The organism is Phenylobacterium sp. (genome assembly GCF_046291545.1).
Taxonomy (GTDB): Bacteria; Pseudomonadota; Alphaproteobacteria; order Caulobacterales; family Caulobacteraceae; genus Phenylobacterium.
The window spans coordinates 512241-533271 of record NZ_JBKBSM010000001.1 but is presented as its reverse complement, the minus strand read 5'-3'; the positions used below and the strand labels follow the sequence as shown (position 1 = coordinate 533271).

Below are 21031 nucleotides of genomic sequence, written 5' to 3'. Positions count from 1 at the left end.
TCGATAGCCGCGGGCGAATTCCACCCGCGCGGGGTCCATCCGCGCCTTCGGTCCAACCTCTAACCCGACGCCGGGATTCCGTCCGACCGCAATGCGGCGCGGACCCGATGTCCATTGAAGACGAAAGTTCAATATGGCTGACGACATGAGCCTCAACCCTACGCGCGACGACTTCGCCGCGTTGCTCGACCAGTCCCTGGGCGGGCGCGATTTCATGGAAGGCTCGGTGGTCCACGGCAAGATCGTGGGCATCGAGAAGGACTTCGCGATCATCGACGTGGGCCTGAAGACCGAAGGGCGCGTGCCGCTCAAGGAATTCGGCCTGGACGAGGCCGGCAAGCCGACCGTCACCACGGGCGACACCGTCGAAGTGTTCCTGGAGCGGGTCGAGAACGCGATGGGCGAGGCGGTGATCAGCCGCGACAAGGCCCGCCGCGAGGAAGCCTGGACGCGCCTGGAAGGCGTCTATGAGCGCAACGAGCCGGTGATGGGCGCCATCGTCGGCCGCGTGAAGGGCGGCTTCACCGTCGACCTGGGCGGCGCCTCGGCGTTCCTGCCGGGCTCGCAGGTGGATATCCGTCCGGTGCGCGACGTCGGTCCGCTGATGGGCAAGGAACAGCCCTTCGCGATCCTGAAGATGGACCGTCCGCGCGGCAACATCGTGGTCTCGCGCCGCGCCATCCTGGAAGAAGCCCGCGCCGAACAGCGCACCGAGCTGGTCAGCCAGCTGCAGGAAGGCGAAGTCCGCGAAGGCGTGGTCAAGAACATCACCGACTACGGCGCGTTCGTGGACCTGGGCGGCATCGACGGCCTGCTGCACGTCACCGACATGAGCTGGAAGCGCGTCAACCATCCCAGCCAGGTGCTGGCCGTGGGCGACACGGTGAAGGTCCAGATCGTCAAGATCAACCCGGACACCCAGCGCATCTCGCTCGGCATGAAGCAGCTCCAGTCCGACCCGTGGGACGGCGTGGAGGCCAAGTACCCGGTGGGCGCCAAGTTCACCGGCCGAATCACCAACATCACCGACTACGGCGCCTTCGTGGAGCTGGAGCCGGGGGTCGAGGGCCTGGTCCACGTCTCGGAAATGTCCTGGACCAAGAAGAACGTCCACCCCGGCAAGATCGTGTCGACCTCCCAGGAAGTCGACGTGGTGGTGCTGGACGTGGATCCCTCCAAGCGCCGCGTGTCGCTGGGCCTGAAGCAGGCCATGGCCAATCCGTGGGACGCCTTCCTCGAAGCCCATCCGATCGGCTCGACCGTCGAGGGCGAGGTCAAGAACGCCACCGAGTTCGGCCTGTTCATCGGCCTGGAGAACGACATCGACGGCATGGTGCACCTGTCCGACCTCGACTGGTCGGCGCCGGGTGAGGAAGCCATCGCGCGCTACCACAAGGGCGAGATGGTCAAGGCCAAGGTTCTCGACGTCGACGTCGAGAAGGAACGCATCTCCCTGGGCATCAAGCAGCTCGCGGGCGATCCGATGGCCGGCGACACCTACCGCAAGGGCCAGACCGTGACGGTCACCGTCACCGAGGTCACCTCGGGCGGCATCGAAGTCCGCTTCGGCGAGGACGACGCGCTCATGACGGCCTTCATCCGCAAGTCGGACCTGTCGCGCGACCGCGCCGACCAGCGCCCCGAGCGCTTCGCGGTGGGCGATCGCGTGGACGCCCAGGTGACCAACATCGACAAGGCCGCCCGCCGGGTGTCGCTGTCGATCAAGGCTCTGGAGATGTCGGAAGAGAAGGAAGCGATCGAGCAGTTCGGCTCGTCCGATTCGGGCGCCTCGCTTGGCGACATCCTCGGCGCCGCCCTGCGCGAAAAGGCGCAGAAGGAGTAGGACGCTTCCTGAGCGTCAGGACCGGGCCGCCCGCCCCCCGGCGGCCGGCGCAGAGCGGCGGGCCGGATCTCCGGCCCGCCGTTTTCCTTTGCGATCAAGCGCCTATCTGTGGTTGATCGTGGATCGCATTCCCGCGAGCCCTCCCGTCTCACGTGATCAAGGTTCACCTAGGGTGGAAGCTGGCGGCCCTTTCATTCGCCAATTGGCGCGTCAACCATCTTCAACCCTTGATCATCCAACGGGAGTCGCCCATGGTCGCGGCGCCCTAAGGACCGGAAAGGCAGCATGATCAAGTCCGAACTGATCACCCGGCTCGCCGAGGAGAATCCGCACCTCACCCAGCGCGATGTCGAGCGCGTCGTGGGGGTCATCCTGGAGCGCATGATCCAGGCCCTCGAAACCGGTGGTCGCGTGGAGCTGCGCGGCTTCGGCGCGCTTTCGGTCCGCTCGCGGGACGCACGGGCCGGGCGCAACCCGCGCACCGGGGCTCCGGTGGACGTGCGGGCCAAGCACGTGCCGTTCTTCAAGAGCGGCAAGGAACTGCGCGAGAGGCTTAACGCCAGCGACGAATAGGCTAGGCTCGGGCCGTCATCTGAGGGACCCGCATGAGCATCGTATCCGAGTTCCGGGAATTCATCGCCCGCGGCAACGTCGTCGACCTGGCGGTGGGCGTCATCATCGGCGGCGCCTTCGGCGCCATCACCAAGAGCCTCGTCGACCAGGTGATCATGCCCCCGATCGGGCTGTTGCTGGGCGGGGTCGATTTCGCCGACCTGCAGGTCGTGCTGAGGCCGGACGATCCGGCGACCGAGGCCGTGGACGCGGTCGCCATCCAGTACGGCGCCTTCGTCAACACGATCATCCAGTTCCTGATCATCGCGTTCGTCGTGTTCCTGCTGGTCAAGGGCGTCAACGCTCTGCGGCGCAAACAGGCCGAAGAGCCCCAGCCCTCGGCCCCGCCTGCGCCCACCCCCTCCGAGGCGCTGCTGACCGAGATCCGCGATCTGCTGAAGGCGGGGTCCGCCCCGGCGCCCGCCAAGGCCGCGGCGGCCAAGCCGGCCGCGCGCAAGCCCGCGGCCCGCAAGCCCAAGGCCGGCTGACCCCTTGCGGCCGGGGCCTCGCGGGGCCTAATTCGGCGGCATGAACGTCGGCGCAAAGATCTGCGGACTGTCCACGCCCGAAGCCGTGCTTGCGGCCCTGGACGGCGGCGCGTGGCATGTGGGCTTCCTCTTCTTCGAGCGCAGCCCCCGCAATGTCGAGCCGGAAGCCGCCGCGCGTCTGGCCGAGCCGGTCCGCGCCAGGGGAGGCGCCGGTGTGGTGGCGGTGACCGTCGACCCCGACGACGCGCTGCTCGATCGGCTGAGCGCCACGCTGCGCCCCGACTACATCCAGCTGCACGGCAAGGAGACGCCGGCCCGCGCACGCGAGGTGGCCGAGCGCACGGGCGCGGCTGTGATCAAGGTGCTGCCGGTCTCGGAGGCGGCGGACATCGACCAGGCCCGGCCCTACGAGCCGGTCGTCGCCCACCTGATGTTCGAGGGCCGCCCGCCCAAGGACGCCGACCGGCCCGGCGGCGTTGGGGCGCGGTTCGACTGGTCGCTGCTGGCGGGCCGCCGCTTCGCGCGGCCGTGGCTCCTGGCCGGCGGCCTGGATCCGTGGAACGTCGGCGAAGCGGTGCGGCTGTCCGGCGCGCCTCTGGTGGACGTTTCCTCTGGCGTGGAGCGCGGTCCCGGACTAAAGGACCCGGCTCTGATCAAGGCGTTCCTGGACGCCGTCCGCCGCGCCTGAGCCCTTGAGCCCTGTGCCTTGACGCCCCTGGATCACCCGTGAACGCCACCGCCCGACCGAACGACTACTCCGCCTTCCCAGACGCCAATGGCCGTTTCGGCGACTTCGGCGGCCGCTATGTGGCCGAGACGCTGATGCCGCTGGTCCTGGACCTGGACGCCGCCTATGCCGCGGCGAAGGCGGACGAAGGGTTCCAGGCCGAACTTGCCGGCTACATGACCCACTATGTGGGCCGGCCCTCGCCGCTCTACTTCGCAGAACGCCTGACCGAGCACCTGGGCGGGGCGAAGATCTACTTCAAGCGCGAGGAGCTGAATCACACCGGCGCGCACAAGATCAACAACTGCATGGGCCAGATCCTGCTGGCCCAGCGGATGGGCAAGACCCGGATCATCGCCGAGACCGGCGCCGGCCAGCACGGGGTCGCCACCGCCACGGTCTGCGCCCGCTTCGGCCTGCCCTGCGTAGTCTACATGGGCGAGACCGACGTCGAGCGGCAAAAGCCCAACGTCTTCCGCATGAACCTGCTGGGCGCCGAGGTGCGGCCGGTGACGAGCGGCACGGGCACCCTGAAGGATGCGATGAACGAGGCCATGCGCGACTGGGTGACCAACGTGCATGACACCTACTACCTGATCGGCACGGCGGCGGGGCCCCATCCCTATCCGGCGATGGTGCGCGACTTCCAGTCGGTGATCGGCGTCGAGACCAGGGCCCAGGTGTTGGAGGCGGAGGGCCGGCTGCCGGACGCGCTGGTGGCGTGCATCGGCGGGGGCTCCAATGCGATCGGCATGTTCCATCCGTTCCTGTCCGACGAGACGGTGCGCCTGGTCGGCGTCGAAGCCGCCGGCCATGGCCTGGCCACCGGAGAGCACGCGGCCTCGCTGACCGGCGGCCGACCCGGCGTGCTGCACGGCAACAAGACCTACCTGCTGCAGGACGCGGACGGCCAGATCAAGGACGCCCACTCGATCTCGGCCGGGCTCGACTATCCGGGCATCGGCCCCGAGCACGCCTGGCTGCACGACGTGGGCCGGGCTCAGTACCTGTCGGCGACCGACGAGGAGGCGCTGGCCGCCTTCCAGATGTGCGCCGAGCTGGAGGGGATCATCCCGGCGCTGGAGGCCGCGCACGCCGTGGCCCGCCTCCCCGACATCGTTAATGAAATCGGAAGAGACGGCGTGGTTGTCCTCTTGATGTCCGGTCGTGGGGACAAGGACATCTTCACCGTCGCCGAGCACCTGGGACGCAAGATTTGACGACCTCGCGCATCGACCAGCGCTTTTCCGCCCTCAAGGCGGAAGGCCGCGCGGCCTTCGTGGCCTATGTGATGGCCGGAGATCCGGACGCGGCCAAGGCGCTGGAGATCCTGAAGGGCCTGCCGGCCGCCGGCGCCGACGTGATCGAGTTGGGCTTTCCCTTCTCCGATCCGATGGCCGAGGGCCCGCCGATCCAGCGCGCCGCCCAGCGCGCCCTGGCCGGCGGCATGACCCTGAAGAAGACCCTGCAGCTGGTCCGCGATTTCCGCGCCGGCGACAAGGACACGCCCCTGATCCTCATGGGCTATCTCAATCCCGTGCTGATCTACGGCTACGACGCCTTCGCCGCCGACGCCGCCGCCGCCGGGGCCGACGGCCTGATCATCGTCGACTGTCCGCCCGAGGAGGCCGATCCCCTGGCCGACGCCCTGGAGGCGAACCAAGTCTCCCTGATCCGGCTGGCCACGCCCACCACCGACGACAAGCGCCTGCCGATGGTGCTGAAGCGGACGTCGGGCTTCGTGTACTACGTCTCTGTCGCCGGGGTGACGGGGGTGAAGGAAGCCGACGCCGAGGCGGTCGCGCCGGCCGTGGCGCGCATCCGGGCGGCCTCGGGCCTGCCGGTGGCGGTGGGCTTCGGCATCAAGACACCCGAGCGCGCCGCGGCGATCGCCCGGGTCGCCGACGCCGCCGTGGTGGGCTCGGCCCTGGTCGAGGAAGTCGCTCAGGGCCTGGCAGGCAACGAAAGCGTGACCGAGCGGGTTCTTTCCAAAGTTCAATCCTTGGCTAAGGCTGTGCGATCCGCGCGTGCGGAAAGCCTGACGGTGTGATCATGGCGATGGCTGAGCAGAGAAACGACAAGCCCGGCCGGCCCTCGGCGCCCCGCGAGCGCGGCGGCTGGCTGGCCCGGATCGCCCCGGGAGTCCGCAACGCCTTCGCCAAGCGCGAGACGCCGGACAACCTGTGGGTCAAGTGCCCGGACACGGGCGAGATGATCTATCGGCCGGACCTTGAAGCGTCGCTCTGGGTCACCCCGGCCGGCAGCCACATGCGGATCGGCACGCAACTGCGGCTGAAGTACACCTTCGACGACGGCAAGTACGAGCGCATCGCCTCGCCGACCGTGGTCGAGGACCCGCTGAAATTCCCCGACGACAAGCCCTATCCCGAACGTCTGAAGGCGGCGCGCAAGGCCACCGGCGAGCAGGACTCCATGGCCATCGCCTTCGGCGAGATCCAGGGCGTGCCGACCGTGGTGGTGGTGCAGGACTTCGCCTTCATGGGCGGTTCGCTGTCGATGGCGGCCGGCGAGACCTTCATCAAGGCCGCGCGCGAGGCGATCGCCCGGGACTGCCCGTTCGTGATCTTCACCGCCGCTGGCGGCGCGCGCATGCAGGAAGGCACGCTGTCGCTGATGCAGATGGCGCGCACGACGCTCGCGCTGAACGAAGTGAAGGCCAAGGGCCTGCCCTACATCGTGGTGCTGACCGACCCGACGACGGGCGGGGTGACGGCGTCCTACGCCATGCTGGGCGACATCCACATCGCCGAGCCGAACGCCATGATCGCCTTCGCCGGGCGCCGCGTGATCGAGCAGACGATCCGTGAAACCCTGCCGCCGGGCTTCCAGCGCGCCGAGTTCCTGATGGAGCGCGGCCAGGTGGACATGGTGCTGACGCGCAAGGAGATTCCCGGCGTGCTGGGCTCGATCCTCAAGACGCTGATGGCGGGGCGAGCGCGTTCCAAGGCGGCCTGACCCCCTTTTCCTTTGACCCGTCCCGTGTGAGGAGCGCGGCGCGATCAGCGCTCGCCGGGAGAGTTCGCCCCCATGTATGACCCGATCCGCGCCTCCGACGAGGTGATCCAGCGCCTGCGCGCCAATCACCCGAGCCTGATCGACCTGACCACCGGACGGGTGGAGCGGCTGCTGGCCGCCTTGGACCATCCGGAGCGGGCCCTGCCGCCGGTGGTCCATGTCGCCGGCACCAACGGCAAGGGCTCGACGGTGGCCTATCTGCGGGCGATCGCTGAGGCGGCCAATCTGCGGGTCCACGCCCTGACGTCCCCTCACCTGGTGCGGTTCGCCGAGCGCATCCGGGTGGCGGGCGCGCTGATCGCCGACGATGCGCTTTCCGACCTGATCGACGAGGTGGAGGCCGCCAACCGGGGCCAGCCGATCAGTTTCTTCGAGATCTCCACCGTCCTGGCGCTCACCGCCTTTGCGCGCACGCCGGCCGATCTTTGCATCGTCGAGGTGGGTCTCGGCGGCCGCTTCGACGCCACCAACATCTTCGACGCCCCGGCGGTGAGCGTGATCACCCCCGTGGACTACGACCACCTGGAGATGCTGGGGCCGGAGCTTTCCAAGATCGCCTGGGAAAAGGCCGGGATCATCAAGCCGGAGCGGCCGGTGGTCTGCGCCCGCCAGATGGACGAGGCCCTGGCGGTGATCGAAGCCGAAGCCGGGAAGCTCGGGGCGCCGCTCAGCCTGATGGGACGCGAGTTCGACGCCTGGGAGGAGCGGGGCCGCCTGATGGTTCAGATGGAGGATCGGCTCCTCGATCTGCCCGCGCCGAGCCTGTTCGGTCCCCACCAGTTCGCCAACGCCGGCCTCGCCGCGGCCGCGGCGCTCACGCTCGGCGACCCGCGCATCGACGAGGCGGCTCTGGCCCGCGGCGTGGCCTCGGCGGTCTGGCCGGCGCGGTTCCAGCGGCTGACCGCCGGCCCCATGGCGCAGATGGCCGCCGCCCGGGGCGCGGACCTGTGGCTCGACGGCGGGCACAACCCCCATGCCGGCCGCGCCCTCGCCGAGGCGGCGAGCCGCCTGGTGGCGCGCGATCCGCGGCCGTTGGTGCTGATCGTCGGCATGTTCGCCCGCAAGGACGCGTACGGCTTCTTCGCCCCGTTCGCCGGGCTCGCGCCCCAGGTGATCACGACCGCCTTCGACAGCCCGAACGCCGCCGCCCCTGACGACCTGGCCGCGGCCGCCCGCCAGGCCGGACTCTCGGCGACCACGGCGGCGGACGTGAAGCAGGCCCTGGAGGCGGCCGTGGACGCCGCGGGCGAGCCGCCGCACGTGCTGATCTGCGGCGGCCTGCACTTCGCCGGCGAGGTCCTGGCGATGAGCCCGGAGACCTGGCCGAGCTGACCCGCCTAGCGGGGGGTGCGCTTGGCCAGGATGCGCTGCAGGGTGCGGCGATGCATGTTGAGCCGCCGGGCGGTCTCCGAGACGTTGTGGCCGCAGAGTTCGTAGACCCGCTGGATATGCTCCCACCGCACGCGGTCGGCGCTCATCGGGTTCTCAGGCGGGGCGGGAACCTCGTCCTTGCGGGCCAGGAGCGCGCGGGCGACGTCGTCCGCGTCGGCGGGCTTGGAGAGATAGTCCACCGCCCCCGCCTTCACCGCCGCCACGGCGGTGGCGATGTTGCCGTATCCGGTCAGCATGATGATCTTGGCGTCGGGGCGCGCGTCGCGCACGGCCTCCACCACCTTCAGGCCCGAGCCGTCGTCCAGGCGCATGTCGAGAACGGCATAGGCCGGCGCCTGGGACTTCACGGCTTCCAGCGCCTCGGCCACGCTTCCCACCAGGGTGGTCTCGAAACCCCTCTGCTCCAGGGCCCGGCCCAGCCGCGTTCGCAGAGGCGCGTCGTCGTCCAGGACCAGCAGGGACTTGTCGGGCAGTTGGGCGACTTCAGAGGCCAAGTCGGTCATATGGACTAAATCCCAGTGGGGGCTCCCTCGACGCGGGCATGCGACATGATGTCGCTGCTTCTGAGTGTGGCGCAAGCCTGCGCGTCAAGCTCGCGTCTGTGTTCAAGCGTTTGTCAACTCTGACGAACCTCGATCCGTGCACGGGGCCATCTGGCGGACACGACCGCCCCGCGAGGGCGGGCGTTCTGGAACTTCACCACAGCGCCGGTCCGCTCCAGCAGCGTCTTGGAGATGAAGAACCCAAGGCCCATGCCGATGTGGCCGCTGCGCGAGCCCTCCGCGCCCGGACGCGTGGTCACATAGGGTTCGCCCAGCTTGGAGAGGACTTCCGGCGCAAAGCCGGGGCCGTCGTCGCGGACCTCGACCGAGATCGTCTGGGCGTCGAAGCGGGCGGTGACGAGGACCTCGGAGGTGGCGAAGTCCACGGCGTTCTCCACGAAACTGGTCATGGCGTGCATCACCTCGGGCATGCGCCATATGTCCGGCGCCTTCACCCCCGGCGCGCCGGTGACGATGGCCTCGACGCGCACGTCCTTGGTGTCGGCGTGCGGCTCGATCACCTCGTGGACGAGCTGCAGCAGGCTCATGCGCTCGTGCACCTCGTCCTGGGTGTCCGGCGTCTCGGCCAGGCGCCGCAGGATTTCGCGGCAGCGCTCGGCCTGGGCGATCAGCAGGGCCGCGTCCTCCTTGACCTCTTGGGTCGGGGCTTCGCGGGACATCTCCTTGGCGACGATGGAGATGGTGGCCAGCGGCGTGCCGAGCTCGTGGGCGGCGGCGGCGGCCAGCGCGCCCAGGGCCGACAGGCGCTGCTCGCGGGCCAGGACGGTCTGGGTGACGTCCAGGGCCAGGGCCATGCGCGCGGCGTCCTCGGCGGCCTGGCGCACATAGCCGGCGATCAGCACCACGCCGACGGTCGCCGCGGCCGAGGCGCTCAGCCGATAGCCGAGGCTGGCTCCACCGCCCGTCGCCGGCCTCCAGGGCTCGGGCCAGGCCAGGAAGGCCAGCGCCAGGGCGATGGCGATGGCCAGTCCGCCGAGGGGCGCGACCGCCCGCAGCGGCAGGGTGGCGGCGGCCAGCACCACCGGCCCGATCAACATCACCAGGAAGGGGTTGCCCGCCCCCCCGGTGAGATAGACCAGACCGCCGATCTGAACGATGTCGAAGCCGAGCTGGACGGTGGCCTCCAGGTCCCCCGTCATCCGCTGGGCGGGCGAGGCCACCCCGGTGAGCAGGTTGATCCAGGCCGCCAGCCCCACCAGGCCGAAGCAGAGCAGGTACGGCGCGTCGAGGTCCAGCACCGTGCGCGCCAGCACCAGGATCACGACCTCGCCGGCGATCACCAGCCAGCGCGAGGCCGTCAGCGTCCGCACGCGAAGCCGCCCTCGCTGCGCCACCCCCATGTCCCAGGCCGGGCGTGCTTGCGCCGGGTCGGTCCCAGGCCTATCGAGGCCGGCGTGCGCCCGGTGTTGCGCGGATCCCTGTGTCGCCGCTTGCGCCATGGTTGCAGGATTGTCGAGTTCGCGACGCCTGACGAGCACCTTTCGAAGCATGGAGGCGGTAATGCGCGCGCGATCGGCGATCTTCCTGGCTCTCGGCCTCGCGGCGGCGGCGACCCTGGCGGTCCTCGCCGCCCGCAACGGCGGCTTTCAGCCGCAGGCCGCCCAGGGCGCGGCCGTGGGGGGAGCGTTCACCATGGTCGACCAGGACGGCCGACCGGTCGACGAGAGCGTGCTGAAGGGCAAGTGGAGCGCGGTCTTCTTCGGCTTCACCTACTGCCCGGACGTCTGCCCCACAACGCTGCAGACCCTGGCCGCGGCGGAGGACCAGCTCGGGCCCAAGGCCAGGGACCTGCAGGTGGTCTTCGTGTCCTTCGACCCGAAACGCGACACGCCGGCCCAGCTCAAGGCCTATCTGTCGGCGGATTCCTTTCCCCCGGGCGCCATCGGCCTGACCGGCACGCCCGAGCAGGTCGCCGCCATCGCCAAGGCCTATCACGTCTATTACGAGGTCGCGGGGGAGGGGGACGGCTACCTCGTCAACCATTCCACCCCGACCTACCTGATGGACCCCAAGGGGCGGTTCAACCGGATCATCCCCTACAATCTGCCGCCGGCGGAGGTGGCGAGGCAGATCGCCGACGCCATGCGCGGCGGCTGAGCCTGCAACCGATCCGCGCTGGACTTCGTTAAGCGTCCCTGTGTTATGCTGCGCCGCACAAGATGACGGCCCGGGGCCGATGCTCGGGCCGCACCAGCAATCTTCGCCGGCGCGCTGCAGCGCAACGCCCGGCCCGCAAGCCGCCGAAGGGCGGGTTAGGAACGGCGCCGATGCTCTATGCGCTCTACGAGGCCGGATACTACGGCTCCACGCCCCTGCGCCTGACGGCGCGCGCCACGCGGGACTTCTGGTCTTCCAGCCTCAATCCCGCGCGCGACACGCCGGTCGGCCGGCGCCTGTTCGCCTCGGCCGACCTCTTCGCCAACCTGACCCGGCGCTATGGCCGCCCCGACTGGAACATCCACGAGGTGATGATCGACGGCGAGCCGGTGCGCGTGCGCAAGACCGAGGTGTGGCGCACGCCCTGGGTTCGGCTCATCCACTTCACGCGGAACATGGCCGACATGCGCAAGGCCGGCCGCACCAGCCTGGAGCCGCCGGTGCTGATCGTGGCGCCGCTCTCCGGCCACTACGCCACCCTGCTGCGCGGCACGGTCGAGGCGTTCCTGCAGGACCACGAGGTGTTCGTCACCGACTGGTCCAACGCCCGCGACGTGCCGATGCTGGAAGGCCGCTTCGACTTCCACGACTACATCGACCACATCCGTGACGCCCTGCGCTTCCTGGGGCCGCGGCCGCACGTGGTGGCGGTCTGCCAGCCCGGTCCGCCGGTCCTGGCCGCGGCCGCCCTGATGGCCGAGGACGACGAGCCCTCGCGTCCGGGCACCATGACCTTCATGGGCTCGCCCATCGACGCGCGCCTGTCTCCGACGGTCACCAACAAGCTGGCCGAGGAGAGGCCCTTCGCCTGGTTCGCCTCGAACATGATCTACACCGTTCCGGCCCCCTATCCGGGCATGGGGCGGCGGGTCTATCCGGGGTTCGTGCAGCTCTTCAGCTTCATGTCGATGAACATCGAACGCCACCAGCAGGCGCACCTGCGCTACCTGGAGGACCTGATGAAGGGCGACGGGGACTCGGCCGAGAAGCACCTGGAATTCTACGACGAGTATCTCTCGGTGCTGGACCTGACCGAGGAGTTCTACCTGCAGACCGTCAAGACGGTGTTCCAGGACTACCTCCTGCCAAAGGGGGAGCTCACCCACCGCGGCCGCCTCGTACGTCCCGAAAAGATCGGCGACATCGGCCTGCTGACGGTCGAGGGCGAGAACGACGACATCTCCGGCATCGGCCAGACCCAGGCAGCCCATGCCCTGTGCTCCGGGCTGCCCGAGGCGCTGAAGGAGGACTACGTGCAGCCGCACGTGGGCCACTACGGCGTGTTCAACGGCCGTCGCTTCCGCGAGGAGATCTATCCCCGCGTCCGCGGCTTCATCCGCCGCTTCGAGGCCAAGGTGGACAAGCGGGCGGCGGCCAACGCCGCCGAGTAGGCGCACGGCTCCCCGCCGGCGTCGAACCGCGCTAGATCAGACGCCATGAGTCCCTTCGGCCGAGCGCCTGCCGACGGCGACCGGCTGAGCGTGGCCGGCGCGGTGGTGCGCCTGAAAGTCAACGCCCGGGCCCGCCGGGTCTCTCTGCGCCTCGACCGCACGCGGCGCGAGGTGGTCGCCGTCGCCCCCTCGAAGCGGCGACTGCCCGAGGCGGCGGCCTTCGCCCGGGAGCGCGCCGACTGGATCGCGGCCCGCCTGGCCGAACTGCCCGCGCCCTGGCTGCTGGCGCCCGGCATGGCGCTGGAGGTGTTCGGCGAGGCCTGCCGGCTGGAGACCACCGCGGGCCGGGCGCGCTGGACGCCCGCCTCGGCCGATCAGCCCGCCCGCATCCTGGCTGCGGGAGAGGGCGACGTCTTCGCGATGGGCGTGGTGCGGGTGATCAAGCGCCGGGCGCTCGAGGTGTTCACCGCGCGCACCCTGGCGCACGCGGCCGCCCTGGGCCAGCCGGCGCCCAAGGTGTCGGTGATGGACGCCAAGGCCCGCTGGGGCTCCTGCAAGGCCGATCCTCGGGGTGGTCCAGGCGCGATCCGCTATTCCTGGCGCCTGGCCCTCGCGCCCCTGCCGGTGGCCGAGTACGTGGTCGTCCACGAATGCGCCCACCTGCTGGAGCAGAACCACGGCCCGCAGTTCTGGGCGCACGTCCGCCGCCTCGGCGGCGACGAGCGGCCGCATCGGCAGTGGCTGCGGGCCGAGGGCGCGCGGTTGCACGCCTTCGGCCAGTCCGGCGGCTAGAAGGGAACCGGCTCCGGGTCGGGCGCGGGGGCCGGCGGGGCCTGGACCGCGGCGGGCTGGGGCTGGTCGACCCCTTCTCCGGACAGCAGGTCGCCGATCGGATCGTCGTGCGGGACCGGCGGCGGCGCCTCGCCGCCGGGGATGGCCTGGACGTTCAGCCGCGGAAGGGCCGCGCCCATGAAGTCGCGCCAGATTCCCGCCGGCGCCCCGCCGCCGGTCACCCGGCGCATCGGGGTGTTGTCGTCGCGGCCGACCCAGACCGCCGTGACGAAGCCGCCCGTGTAGCCGACGAACCATGCGTCCCGGTAGTCGCTGGTGGTGCCGGTCTTGCCGGCCAGGTCATAGCCCGCGACCCGCGCGCGCGTTCCGGTGCCGGCCGCCACCACCTGGCGCAGCATCTGGTTCATGTACTGCAGCGAGGGCGAGCCGATGACGGCGCGGCGCTCCGGCCTGTCCACGTTGTGGTCATAGAGCACCCGACCGTCGGCGGTGCGGATCCGCTCGATGCCGTAGGCCCGCGCCTGGAAGCCGCCGTTGGCGAAGGGGGCGTAGGCCTGGGCCATTTCCAGCGGGCTCACCTCCACGGCGCCGAGGGCCATGGAGGGGTCGAGCTGGATCTTCGAGGAGATGCCGAGCCGCCGGGCGGTGGCCGCCACGTTGGCGGTGCCCACTTCGTTGGCCAGGCGCGCTGCGACGGTGTTGATCGACTGGGCCAGGGCGCTCTGCAGCGTCATCGGGCCGCGGAAGTCGTTGGTGTAGTTGCGGGGCTCCCAGTTGCCGATCTTCAGCGGTTCGTCGACCACCATCAGGTCGGGGGTGCGCCCCTGATCGACCGCGGTCAGATAGACGAACGGCTTGAAGGCCGAACCGGCCTGGCGGCGGGCCATGGTGGCCCGGTCGAACTGGCTGTCGGTGTAGGAGATCCCGCCTACATAGGCCCGGACGCGGCCCTCGCCGTCCAGGGCGACGAGCGCGCCCTGCTCGACCTTCTGGCCCTCGGCGGCCAGCACCCCGCGGCGCAGGGCCACTTCGGCGGAGGTCTGGATCGGCAGGTCCAGGGTGGTCTCCACCACCAGGTCCTCGGTGGGCTCGCCCACCAGGCTGCGCACCTGATCGTCCACCCAGTCGGTGAAGTACTGGGCGCGCTGGTTGGCCAGGGTGGGGTTCACCCGCACCGGGTTCTTGAAGGCCTCGGCCCGCTGTTCCGGCGTGATCGCCTTGATGCGCACCATCTCGTCCAGGACGATGGTCGCGCGGCGGGCGGCGCGGTCGCTGGCGGAGACCGGGCTGTAGCGGGAAGGGCCCTTCATCATGCCGGCCAGGAGGGCGGCTTCGCCGACGGTGAGTTCGGTGGCGCTCTTGTTGAAATAGCGCTGGGACGCCGCCTCGATGCCATAGGCGCCGGCGCCGAAATAGACCCGGTTCAGATAGAGCTCCAGGATCTCCTTCTTGGAGAACTTGGCCTCCAGCCAGATGGCCAGGATCAGTTCCTGAAGCTTGCGCTTGTAGGTCTGGTCCAGGGTCAGGAACAGGTTGCGCGCAAGCTGCTGGGTGATCGTCGAGCCGCCCCGCAGGGGGCCGCCCTTGTGGGTCAGGTTGTAGACCTGGCTGCGGGCGATGCCCCAGGGATTGAAGCCGAAGTGCCAGTAGAACCAGCGGTCTTCGATGGCGACGAACGCCTTGGGCACATAGGGCGGCAGTGAATCCAGGTCGACCGGCGGCGCGTACTGGCTGCCGCGCACGGCCACCACGGCGCCGGACCGGTCGAGATAGGAGATCGAGGGCTGGCGCTCCACGTCGTAGAGCTTGGAGGTGTCGGGCAGGTCGGACGCGACCACGGCGAAGACCGCCGCCGCGAAGATCAGTCCCCAGACCCCCAGAACCAGGGTCCAGTAGGCCAGCGCCTGCAACGGCGTGCGTCGGGGTTTCGGCTCACGCCGCCCCTCGCGCTTCGGTTCCGGCGCCTTGGGTTTCGCCATCGTCTCGTCCTAGTCAGCGAAATGTGCCGCGCCCGCCCCGGGGCGCCCTTTACCGCAGGGGCACGAAACGCGCGACAAGATTGACGAGAGATGAATGGCCGCATGCGGGGCCCTTCGCATGGCGCGATCGGGGCCGAGCCGTGGCGCCCCCTACCTGCGAGGTCATCGCCCGCGGCTCTGCAAACGCGCATAACGGCGGTGCGGAAATGCACAGTTGCGTGCGATCTTAACAGTGTTATCTTAGCGTTGCTTAGTTCGCTTCGCGCTGGCGGCGGGGGTACCGCCAGCGATCACCGGAGCGGCGTGCCGGGGCCCTCGGGCCTTGCATCTCCCCGAAACGCTGGAGGGCTTTATGAAGCTCCAATTCCTTGCGGCCGCCGCGGCGGCCATCCTGACCACGACCGCGGCTGGCGCCGCGATGGCCGAAACGCTCGCCGCCAAGCTGCAGGAGCCGGTTCCCGCCAAGACCAAGCTGATCGCCGGCGGCGCGGTGTTCGTCTGCGAAGGCGACACCTGCGTGGCCAACGCCGCCACCTCGCGCACCTTCGCCACCGTCGCCTGCAAGGAACTGGCGAAGGAAGTCGGCCCTCTCGCCGGCTACGGCAACGACCGCCGCGCCCTCGACGCGGCCAAGCTGGACCAATGCAACGCCGTGGCCGGCCCCGCGACCCAGGTTGCGAAGCGGTAGGCGCGCCTCCCAGCCGCCAATTCTCGAGCCTGTCGACCCTGGGCGCCGGAGACATCCGGCGCCCTTCTTTTTTGCGAGTTCGCCGCGCCGGAGACATCCGGCGCCCTTCTTTTTTGCGAGTTCGCCGCGCCGGAGACATCCGGCGTCCTTGCTTTCGCGAGCTGCCCGCGCCGGAGACATCTGCGCTCTTTTTGGATTCAAGCGCGCGCTGCGACCCCGCGGCCCTTCCCCAAACGGCCTGGTCTCCTTTAAAGGAGCGCGCCGATGACGACCTCCCCCGACATCCTCCGCCGCGAGAGCCGCCTGCCGGCCTCGCCCGCCGCCGCTGCGGTCCTGCTCGAGCCGGCCCTGGCCGAAGCCGCGGGCGCGGACGCCGCCCCTGTCTCCCTGACGCTGGACTATGGGGCGCAGGTCCCGGGCGGCGCCGCCGTGGTGGTCGAAGCCTGGATCGACCGCGCCACTCGGACCCTGGTCTTCGCCCATGGCCGGCTGCTGGCCGCCGACGGCGCGACCCTCCTGGCGAGCGGCTCGGCCGTCTTCCGGCGCGGCTCGCCGCCGGCTCCGAAGCCCTGAAAAGCCCGTGTCCTGGGCGGCGGTTCGGTTGCGGCGCCCAAAATCGCGTGCTATCAGGCGCGCGGCTGACAGCCGGGGGGCCTTTCGGGCCCTGCGGTGACGTGCTTTTTCCAAGCGCTTTCAAGCCTTTAGCCGCAGTGAGGCTTGCTCTTCACGGCGGCGTTCGACACGCATCGGGCGGACAAAATTAAGTGGCGGATGATTCCAAGTCTTCGAATGTGGGCGGCCGATACGCGCAGGCCCTGTTCGATCTCGCGAGCGACGAGAACAAGATCGCCAAGGTCGAGGCCGACCTGAAGTCGCTGAAGGCGATGATCGCCGACAGCAACGACCTGCGCGTCCTCTTGGCTTCGCCTGCTTTCGGCGCGGATGACAAGGCCAAGGGCCTCGGCGCCATCGCCGAAAAGGCCGGGCTGGACTCCACGACCCGCAAGTTCCTTGGGCTGCTCGCGGCCAATGGCCGGGCCTCGGCCCTCAGCGCGGTGATTTCCGCCTTCGAGGCGCTTTCGGCCGAAGCCCGCGGCGTGGTCTCCGCCGAAGTGGTCAGCGCCCTGCCGCTGAGCCCCGCCCAGGCCAAGGGCGTGGCCGCCGCCCTGCGCCAGGCGCTGGGCAAGGATCCTGAAATCTCGACCCGCGTCGACCCGTCCATCCTGGGCGGCGTCAAGGTGAAGGTCGGCTCCCGTCTGTTCGATGCTTCGCTGCGTTCGAAGCTCGATTCCCTCAAATTCGCCCTGAAGAGAGCGTAAGCCCATGGACATCCGCGCCGCCGAGATTTCGGCCATCCTCAAGTCGCAGATCGCCAATTTCGGCGAAGAAGCCGACGTTTCCGACGTCGGCAGCGTGCTGTCGGTGGGTGACGGCATCGCCCGCGTGTTCGGCCTCGACAACGTCCAGGCCGGCGAAATGGTGGAGTTCCCCAAGGCCGGCGCCAAGGGCATGGCTCTGAACCTGGAGCGCGACAACGTCGGGGTCGTGATCTTCGGCGACGACCGCGCCATCTCCGAAGGCGACGAAGTCCGCCGCCTCGGCGAGATCGTGGACGTGCCGGTCGGCAAGGGCCTCCTGGGCCGCGTGGTCAACCCGCTGGGCGAACCGATCGATGGCAAGGGCCCGCTCCAGAACGTGGCCGAGCGCCGCCGCGTGGACGTGAAGGCTCCGGGCATCATCCCGCGCAAGTCGGTGCATGAGCCTGTGCAGACGGGCCTGAAGGCCATCGACACCCTGATCCCGATTGGCCGCGGTCAGCGCGAACTGATCATCGGCGACCGCCAGACTGGCAAGACCGCCGTCGCGATCGACACCATCCTGAACCAGAAGGCGGTCAACGCCACCGGCGACGAGAGCCAGAAGCTCTACTGCATCTACGTCGCCGTGGGCCAGAAGCGCTCGACCGTGGCCCAGATCGTCAAGACGCTCGAAGAGCGCGGCGCCCTGGACTACACGATCGTCGTCTCGGCCACGGCCTCGGAGCCGGCTCCGCTGCAGTTCCTCGCGCCCTTCGCCGGCTGCGCCATGGGCGAGTGGTTCCGCGACAACGGCATGCACGCCGTCATCATCTATGACGACCTGTCCAAGCAGGCCGTCGCCTATCGCCAGATGTCGCTGCTGCTGCGCCGTCCGCCGGGCCGCGAAGCCTATCCGGGCGACGTGTTCTACCTGCACTCCCGCCTGCTGGAACGCGCGGCCAAGCTGAACGCCGACAACGGCTCCGGCTCGCTGACCGCCCTGCCGCTCATCGAGACCCAGGCCAACGACGTGTCGGCCTACATCCCGACCAACGTGATCTCGATCACCGACGGCCAGATCTTCCTGGAAACCGACCTGTTCTTCCAGGGCATCCGCCCGGCGGTGAACGTCGGCATCAGCGTCAGCCGCGTGGGCTCCTCGGCCCAGATCAAGGCGATGAAGCAGGTGGCGGGGCCCATCAAGGGCGAACTCGCCCAGTACCGGGAAATGGCCGCCTTCGCCAAGTTCGGCTCCGACCTTGACGCGGCGACCCAGCGGATGCTGGCCCGGGGCGAGCGCCTGACCGAGCTCCTGAAGCAGCCGCAGTACGCGCCGCTGGCCGTGGAAGAGCAGGTTTGCGTGATCTACGCCGGCACCCGCGGCTACCTCGACGGCATCCCGACCTCCGCGGTCGGCCGCTTCGAAGCCGAGCTTCTGAGCCTGCTGCACGCCAAGCACCAGCCTCTGCTGGACGCCATCCGCACCAAGAAGGAGCTGACGGCGGACCTCGAGGCGGAGCTGAAGGGCGCGCTCGAGAGCTTCTCCAAGACCTTCGCCTGAACCTGAGCCGGAGAGCCTAAGGGGATGGCCAGCCTCAAGGAGATGCGCAATCGGATCGGAAGCGTGAAAGCCACGCAGAAGATCACGAAAGCGATGCAGATGGTGGCCGCAGCCAAGCTGCGGCGCGCCCAGGACGCGGCGCAGAGCGCCCGGCCCTATGCGCGTCGCATGGCGTCGGTGATCGCCAACCTCGCCGGAGGCGTGTCGGGCGACGCGGCCCCCCGCCTGCTGGTGGGCACCGGGTCCACGACCAAGCAGCTGGTGGTGGTCGCCACCGCTGACCGCGGCCTGGCGGGCGGGTTCAACTCGTCCATCGTGCGCATGGCGCGCGAGCGCATCAGCCGCCTGATCGCCGAGGGCAAGGACGTGCGCGTCCTGGTGCTCGGCAAGAAGGCGCGGGACCAGCTCCGCCGCCAGTACGGGGACCGCTTCGTCGGCGTGTTTGAAGCCGGCGGCAATCCGTCGATGGCGACGGCCGAGGCCGTGGCCGCGCGGATCACCGAGCTGTTCGAGACGGGGGAGGCCGACGTGGTCACCCTGATCTACAATCAGTTCCGCTCGGTGGTCAGCCAGGTCCCGACGGCCGCGCAACTGATCCCCGCGCAGCTGGAGACCGGCGCCGCCCCCATCGACCTGAAGGGCGCCGCCTACGAATACGAGCCGTCCGAAGAGGCGATCCTCGAGGAACTGCTGCCGCGCAACCTCAAGGTCCAGGTGTTCTCCGCCATGCTGGAGAACCAGGCCGGGTTCTTCGCCGCGCAGATGACCGCGATGGACAACGCCACCCGCAACGCCGGCGACATGATCGCCAGCCTCACCCTGCAGTACAACCGCACTCGCCAGGCGCAGATCACCAAGGAGCTGATCGAGATCATCTCCGGCGCCGAAGCGCTCTAATCTGAGAGAATTGGACCCCATGGCTACGACCCCGAAGGCTCCGGCCAAGAAGCCCGCCGCCCCGAAGGCCGCCGCCGCGGCCGCCGCGCCCGCCGCCGCCGCCAAGGCTCCGGCCCGCAAGTCGCCCGCCAAGGCCGCCGCCGCGCCGATGGCGACGGCGACCGCCGCGGGGACGGGCAAGGGCCGCATCGCGCAGGTCATCGGCGCCGTCGTCGACGTGGAGTTCGACGGCCACCTGCCGGCGATCCTGAACGCGCTGGAAACGACCAACACCGACCAGCGGACCGGCCAGCCCTTCCGTCTGGTGCTCGAGGTGGCCCAGCACCTGGGCGAGAACACCGTGCGCACCATCGCCATGGACACCACCGAGGGCCTGACCCGCGGCCAGCCCGTGGTCGACACCGGCGCGCCGATCACCGTGCCGGTCGGCCCGGCCACCCTGGGCCGAATCATGAACGTCATCGGCGAGCCGATCGACGAAGCCGGCCCCATCGAATCCAAGTTCCAGAGCGGCATCCACCGCGACGCCCCGTCCTTCGCCGAGCAGTCGACCCAGGCCGAAGTGCTGGTCACGGGCATCAAGGTCATCGACCTGATGTGCCCCTACACCAAGGGCGGCAAGATCGGCCTGTTCGGCGGCGCCGGCGTGGGCAAGACCGTGACCATGCAGGAGCTGATCAACAACATCGCCAAGGCCTACGGCGGCTACTCCGTGCTGGCGGGCGTGGGCGAGCGCACCCGCGAGGGCAACGACCTCTACCACGAAATGATCGAGTCCGGCGTGAACCAGCCGGGCGGCGGCGGCGAGAGCCGCTGCACCCTGGTCTACGGCCAGATGAACGAGCCCCCCGGCGCCCGCGCCCGCGTGGCCCTGACGGGTCTGGCCCAGGCCGAGTACTTCCGCGACGAAGAGGGCAAGGACGTGCTGCTCTTCATCGACAACATCTTCCGCTTCACCCAGGCCGGCTCGGAAGTGTCCGCTCTGCTGGGCCGCATCCCCTCGGCCGTGGGCTATCAACCCACCCTGGCCACCGAGATGGGCAACCTGCAGGAGCGCATCACCTCGACCAACAAGGGCTCGATCACCTCGGTGCAGGCCATCTACGTGCCCGCCGACGACCTGACCGACCCGGCCCCGGCCACCTCCTTCGCGCACCTGGACGCCACGACCGTTCTGAGCCGCGACATCGCCGCCCAGGGCATCTTCCCGGCCGTGGACCCGCTGGACTCCACCTCGCGGATCCTCGACCCGCTGGTGATCGGCGAGGAGCACTACAACACCGCCCGCCGCGTGCAGGAGATCCTGCAGCAGTACAAGGCCCTGAAGGACATCATCGCCATCCTGGGCATGGACGAGCTTTCGGAAGACGACAAGCTGATCGTGGCCCGCGCCCGGAAGATCCAGCGCTTCCTGTCGCAGCCGTTCCACGTGGCCGAGCAGTTCACCAACCTGCCGGGCGTGTTCGTCAGCCTGGAAGACACGATCCGCTCGTTCAAGGCGATCTGCGACGGCGAGTACGACCACCTGCCGGAGCCGGCCTTCTACAACGTCGGCACCATCGAAGATGCGGTGGCCAAGGCCGAGAAGCTCGCGGCTGAGGCCTGAT

At 69.6% G+C, this 21031-nt stretch carries 19 protein-coding genes and 1 pseudogene; 17 read left to right on the top strand and 3 right to left on the bottom strand.

All coding sequences use genetic code 11. The features are described 5' to 3' along the window. Window positions 1-133: 133 nt before the first annotated feature. From rpsA to ACK4YQ_RS02595, 8 genes and pseudogenes are all read left to right on the top strand, one after another. Window positions 134-1843, top strand: a complete 1710-nt coding sequence (rpsA, locus tag ACK4YQ_RS02630; protein WP_409607990.1) for a 30S ribosomal protein S1 — start codon at window positions 134-136, stop codon at window positions 1841-1843. 285 nt (window positions 1844-2128) lie between these two features. Then, on the top strand, window positions 2129-2416 hold the full coding sequence (locus ACK4YQ_RS02625; protein WP_409607988.1) for an integration host factor subunit beta: 288 nt from the start codon (window positions 2129-2131) through the stop codon (window positions 2414-2416). A gap of 32 nt (window positions 2417-2448) precedes the next feature. Further along, window positions 2449-2853: pseudogene (gene mscL / locus ACK4YQ_RS02620) on the top strand (large-conductance mechanosensitive channel protein MscL); the annotation flags it as partial. A gap of 130 nt (window positions 2854-2983) precedes the next feature. Further along, window positions 2984-3631, top strand: coding sequence for a phosphoribosylanthranilate isomerase (locus tag ACK4YQ_RS02615; protein WP_409607986.1), 648 nt, complete (start codon window positions 2984-2986; stop codon window positions 3629-3631). 38 nt (window positions 3632-3669) lie between these two features. Beyond that, a complete protein-coding gene (gene trpB, locus ACK4YQ_RS02610; RefSeq protein ID WP_409607984.1) occupies window positions 3670-4890 on the top strand; it encodes a tryptophan synthase subunit beta in 1221 nt (406 codons plus the stop codon). After that, on the top strand, window positions 4887-5720 hold the full coding sequence (trpA, locus tag ACK4YQ_RS02605) for a tryptophan synthase subunit alpha (RefSeq protein WP_409607982.1): 834 nt from the start codon (window positions 4887-4889) through the stop codon (window positions 5718-5720). Before trpB ends, trpA begins: the two co-directional genes overlap by 4 nt. Window positions 5721-5722: 2 nt before the next feature. Beyond that, window positions 5723-6646 carry an acetyl-CoA carboxylase, carboxyltransferase subunit beta gene (gene accD, locus ACK4YQ_RS02600; protein WP_409607980.1) on the top strand — a complete coding sequence of 308 codons (924 nt, stop codon included), beginning with the start codon at window positions 5723-5725 and terminating at the stop codon, window positions 6644-6646. A gap of 72 nt (window positions 6647-6718) precedes the next feature. After that, entirely contained in the window at window positions 6719-8038 is a 1320-nt protein-coding gene (locus ACK4YQ_RS02595; RefSeq protein ID WP_409607978.1) for a bifunctional folylpolyglutamate synthase/dihydrofolate synthase, read from the top strand. Window positions 8039-8043: 5 nt separating this feature from the next. On the opposite strand, the gene ACK4YQ_RS02590 is transcribed toward ACK4YQ_RS02595, so the two are convergent. Further along, window positions 8044-8601 (bottom strand): ActR/PrrA/RegA family redox response regulator transcription factor, encoded by a 558-nt coding sequence (locus ACK4YQ_RS02590; RefSeq protein WP_409607976.1) that lies wholly within the window; start codon window positions 8599-8601, stop codon window positions 8044-8046. Between the two features lie 113 nt (window positions 8602-8714). Then, the gene (locus ACK4YQ_RS02585; RefSeq protein ID WP_409607974.1) at window positions 8715-10100 is read right to left on the bottom strand and encodes an ActS/PrrB/RegB family redox-sensitive histidine kinase; all 1386 of its coding nucleotides are present in this window, start codon (window positions 10098-10100) and stop codon (window positions 8715-8717) included. A 61-nt stretch (window positions 10101-10161) separates the two neighbouring features. On the opposite strand from ACK4YQ_RS02585, the gene ACK4YQ_RS02580 reads away from it, so the two are divergent. The 3 genes from ACK4YQ_RS02580 to ACK4YQ_RS02570 all read left to right on the top strand — a co-directional run bounded on the left by ACK4YQ_RS02580 (window position 10162) and on the right by ACK4YQ_RS02570 (window position 13001). Further along, a complete protein-coding gene (locus ACK4YQ_RS02580) occupies window positions 10162-10758 on the top strand; it encodes an SCO family protein (RefSeq protein ID WP_409607972.1) in 597 nt (198 codons plus the stop codon). 170 nt (window positions 10759-10928) lie between these two features. After that, window positions 10929-12209, top strand: coding sequence for a polyhydroxyalkanoate depolymerase (locus ACK4YQ_RS02575; protein WP_409607970.1), 1281 nt, complete (start codon window positions 10929-10931; stop codon window positions 12207-12209). A gap of 45 nt (window positions 12210-12254) precedes the next feature. Beyond that, the gene (locus tag ACK4YQ_RS02570) at window positions 12255-13001 is read left to right on the top strand and encodes a M48 family metallopeptidase (protein ID WP_409607968.1); all 747 of its coding nucleotides are present in this window, start codon (window positions 12255-12257) and stop codon (window positions 12999-13001) included. On the opposite strand, the gene ACK4YQ_RS02565 is transcribed toward ACK4YQ_RS02570, so the two are convergent. Next, window positions 12998-14980, bottom strand: a complete 1983-nt coding sequence (locus ACK4YQ_RS02565; protein ID WP_409607966.1) for a transglycosylase domain-containing protein — start codon at window positions 14978-14980, stop codon at window positions 12998-13000. The genes ACK4YQ_RS02570 and ACK4YQ_RS02565 overlap by 4 nt on opposite strands. Window positions 14981-15332: 352 nt before the next feature. Between ACK4YQ_RS02565 and ACK4YQ_RS02560 the strand changes: the two genes are divergently transcribed. The 6 genes from ACK4YQ_RS02560 to atpD all read left to right on the top strand — a co-directional run bounded on the left by ACK4YQ_RS02560 (window position 15333) and on the right by atpD (window position 21030). Continuing rightward, window positions 15333-15668 (top strand): CC_3452 family protein, encoded by a 336-nt coding sequence (locus tag ACK4YQ_RS02560; RefSeq protein WP_409607964.1) that lies wholly within the window; start codon window positions 15333-15335, stop codon window positions 15666-15668. A gap of 264 nt (window positions 15669-15932) precedes the next feature. After that, window positions 15933-16241, top strand: coding sequence for a PaaI family thioesterase (locus ACK4YQ_RS02555; protein ID WP_409607962.1), 309 nt, complete (start codon window positions 15933-15935; stop codon window positions 16239-16241). Between the two features lie 191 nt (window positions 16242-16432). Then, entirely contained in the window at window positions 16433-16987 is a 555-nt protein-coding gene (locus ACK4YQ_RS02550; protein WP_409607960.1) for a F0F1 ATP synthase subunit delta, read from the top strand. Window positions 16988-16991: 4 nt separating this feature from the next. Next, window positions 16992-18527, top strand: a complete 1536-nt coding sequence (atpA, locus tag ACK4YQ_RS02545; RefSeq protein ID WP_409607958.1) for a F0F1 ATP synthase subunit alpha — start codon at window positions 16992-16994, stop codon at window positions 18525-18527. Window positions 18528-18551: 24 nt separating this feature from the next. Next, window positions 18552-19424 carry a F0F1 ATP synthase subunit gamma gene (locus tag ACK4YQ_RS02540; RefSeq protein WP_409607956.1) on the top strand — a complete coding sequence of 291 codons (873 nt, stop codon included), beginning with the start codon at window positions 18552-18554 and terminating at the stop codon, window positions 19422-19424. A 19-nt stretch (window positions 19425-19443) separates the two neighbouring features. Next, a complete protein-coding gene (atpD, locus tag ACK4YQ_RS02535) occupies window positions 19444-21030 on the top strand; it encodes a F0F1 ATP synthase subunit beta (RefSeq protein WP_409607954.1) in 1587 nt (528 codons plus the stop codon). Window position 21031 lies beyond the last annotated feature (1 nt).

Coding starts and splice junctions, on each gene's coding strand:
- ACK4YQ_RS02555 (WP_409607962.1), top strand. CDS start 15,933: ATGACGACCTCCCCCGACATCCTCCGCCGCGAGAGCCGCCTGCCGGCC.
- ACK4YQ_RS02585 (WP_409607974.1), bottom strand. CDS start 10,100: ATGGCGCAAGCGGCGACACAGGGATCCGCGCAACACCGGGCGCACGCC.
- ACK4YQ_RS02540 (WP_409607956.1), top strand. CDS start 18,552: ATGGCCAGCCTCAAGGAGATGCGCAATCGGATCGGAAGCGTGAAAGCC.
- atpA (WP_409607958.1), top strand. CDS start 16,992: ATGGACATCCGCGCCGCCGAGATTTCGGCCATCCTCAAGTCGCAGATC.
- ACK4YQ_RS02560 (WP_409607964.1), top strand. CDS start 15,333: ATGAAGCTCCAATTCCTTGCGGCCGCCGCGGCGGCCATCCTGACCACG.
- ACK4YQ_RS02625 (WP_409607988.1), top strand. CDS start 2,129: ATGATCAAGTCCGAACTGATCACCCGGCTCGCCGAGGAGAATCCGCAC.
- ACK4YQ_RS02615 (WP_409607986.1), top strand. CDS start 2,984: ATGAACGTCGGCGCAAAGATCTGCGGACTGTCCACGCCCGAAGCCGTG.
- ACK4YQ_RS02580 (WP_409607972.1), top strand. CDS start 10,162: ATGCGCGCGCGATCGGCGATCTTCCTGGCTCTCGGCCTCGCGGCGGCG.
- ACK4YQ_RS02565 (WP_409607966.1), bottom strand. CDS start 14,980: ATGGCGAAACCCAAGGCGCCGGAACCGAAGCGCGAGGGGCGGCGTGAG.
- rpsA (WP_409607990.1), top strand. CDS start 134: ATGGCTGACGACATGAGCCTCAACCCTACGCGCGACGACTTCGCCGCG.
- accD (WP_409607980.1), top strand. CDS start 5,723: ATGGCGATGGCTGAGCAGAGAAACGACAAGCCCGGCCGGCCCTCGGCG.
- ACK4YQ_RS02595 (WP_409607978.1), top strand. CDS start 6,719: ATGTATGACCCGATCCGCGCCTCCGACGAGGTGATCCAGCGCCTGCGC.
- ACK4YQ_RS02590 (WP_409607976.1), bottom strand. CDS start 8,601: ATGACCGACTTGGCCTCTGAAGTCGCCCAACTGCCCGACAAGTCCCTG.
- ACK4YQ_RS02575 (WP_409607970.1), top strand. CDS start 10,929: ATGCTCTATGCGCTCTACGAGGCCGGATACTACGGCTCCACGCCCCTG.
- atpD (WP_409607954.1), top strand. CDS start 19,444: ATGGCTACGACCCCGAAGGCTCCGGCCAAGAAGCCCGCCGCCCCGAAG.
- ACK4YQ_RS02570 (WP_409607968.1), top strand. CDS start 12,255: ATGAGTCCCTTCGGCCGAGCGCCTGCCGACGGCGACCGGCTGAGCGTG.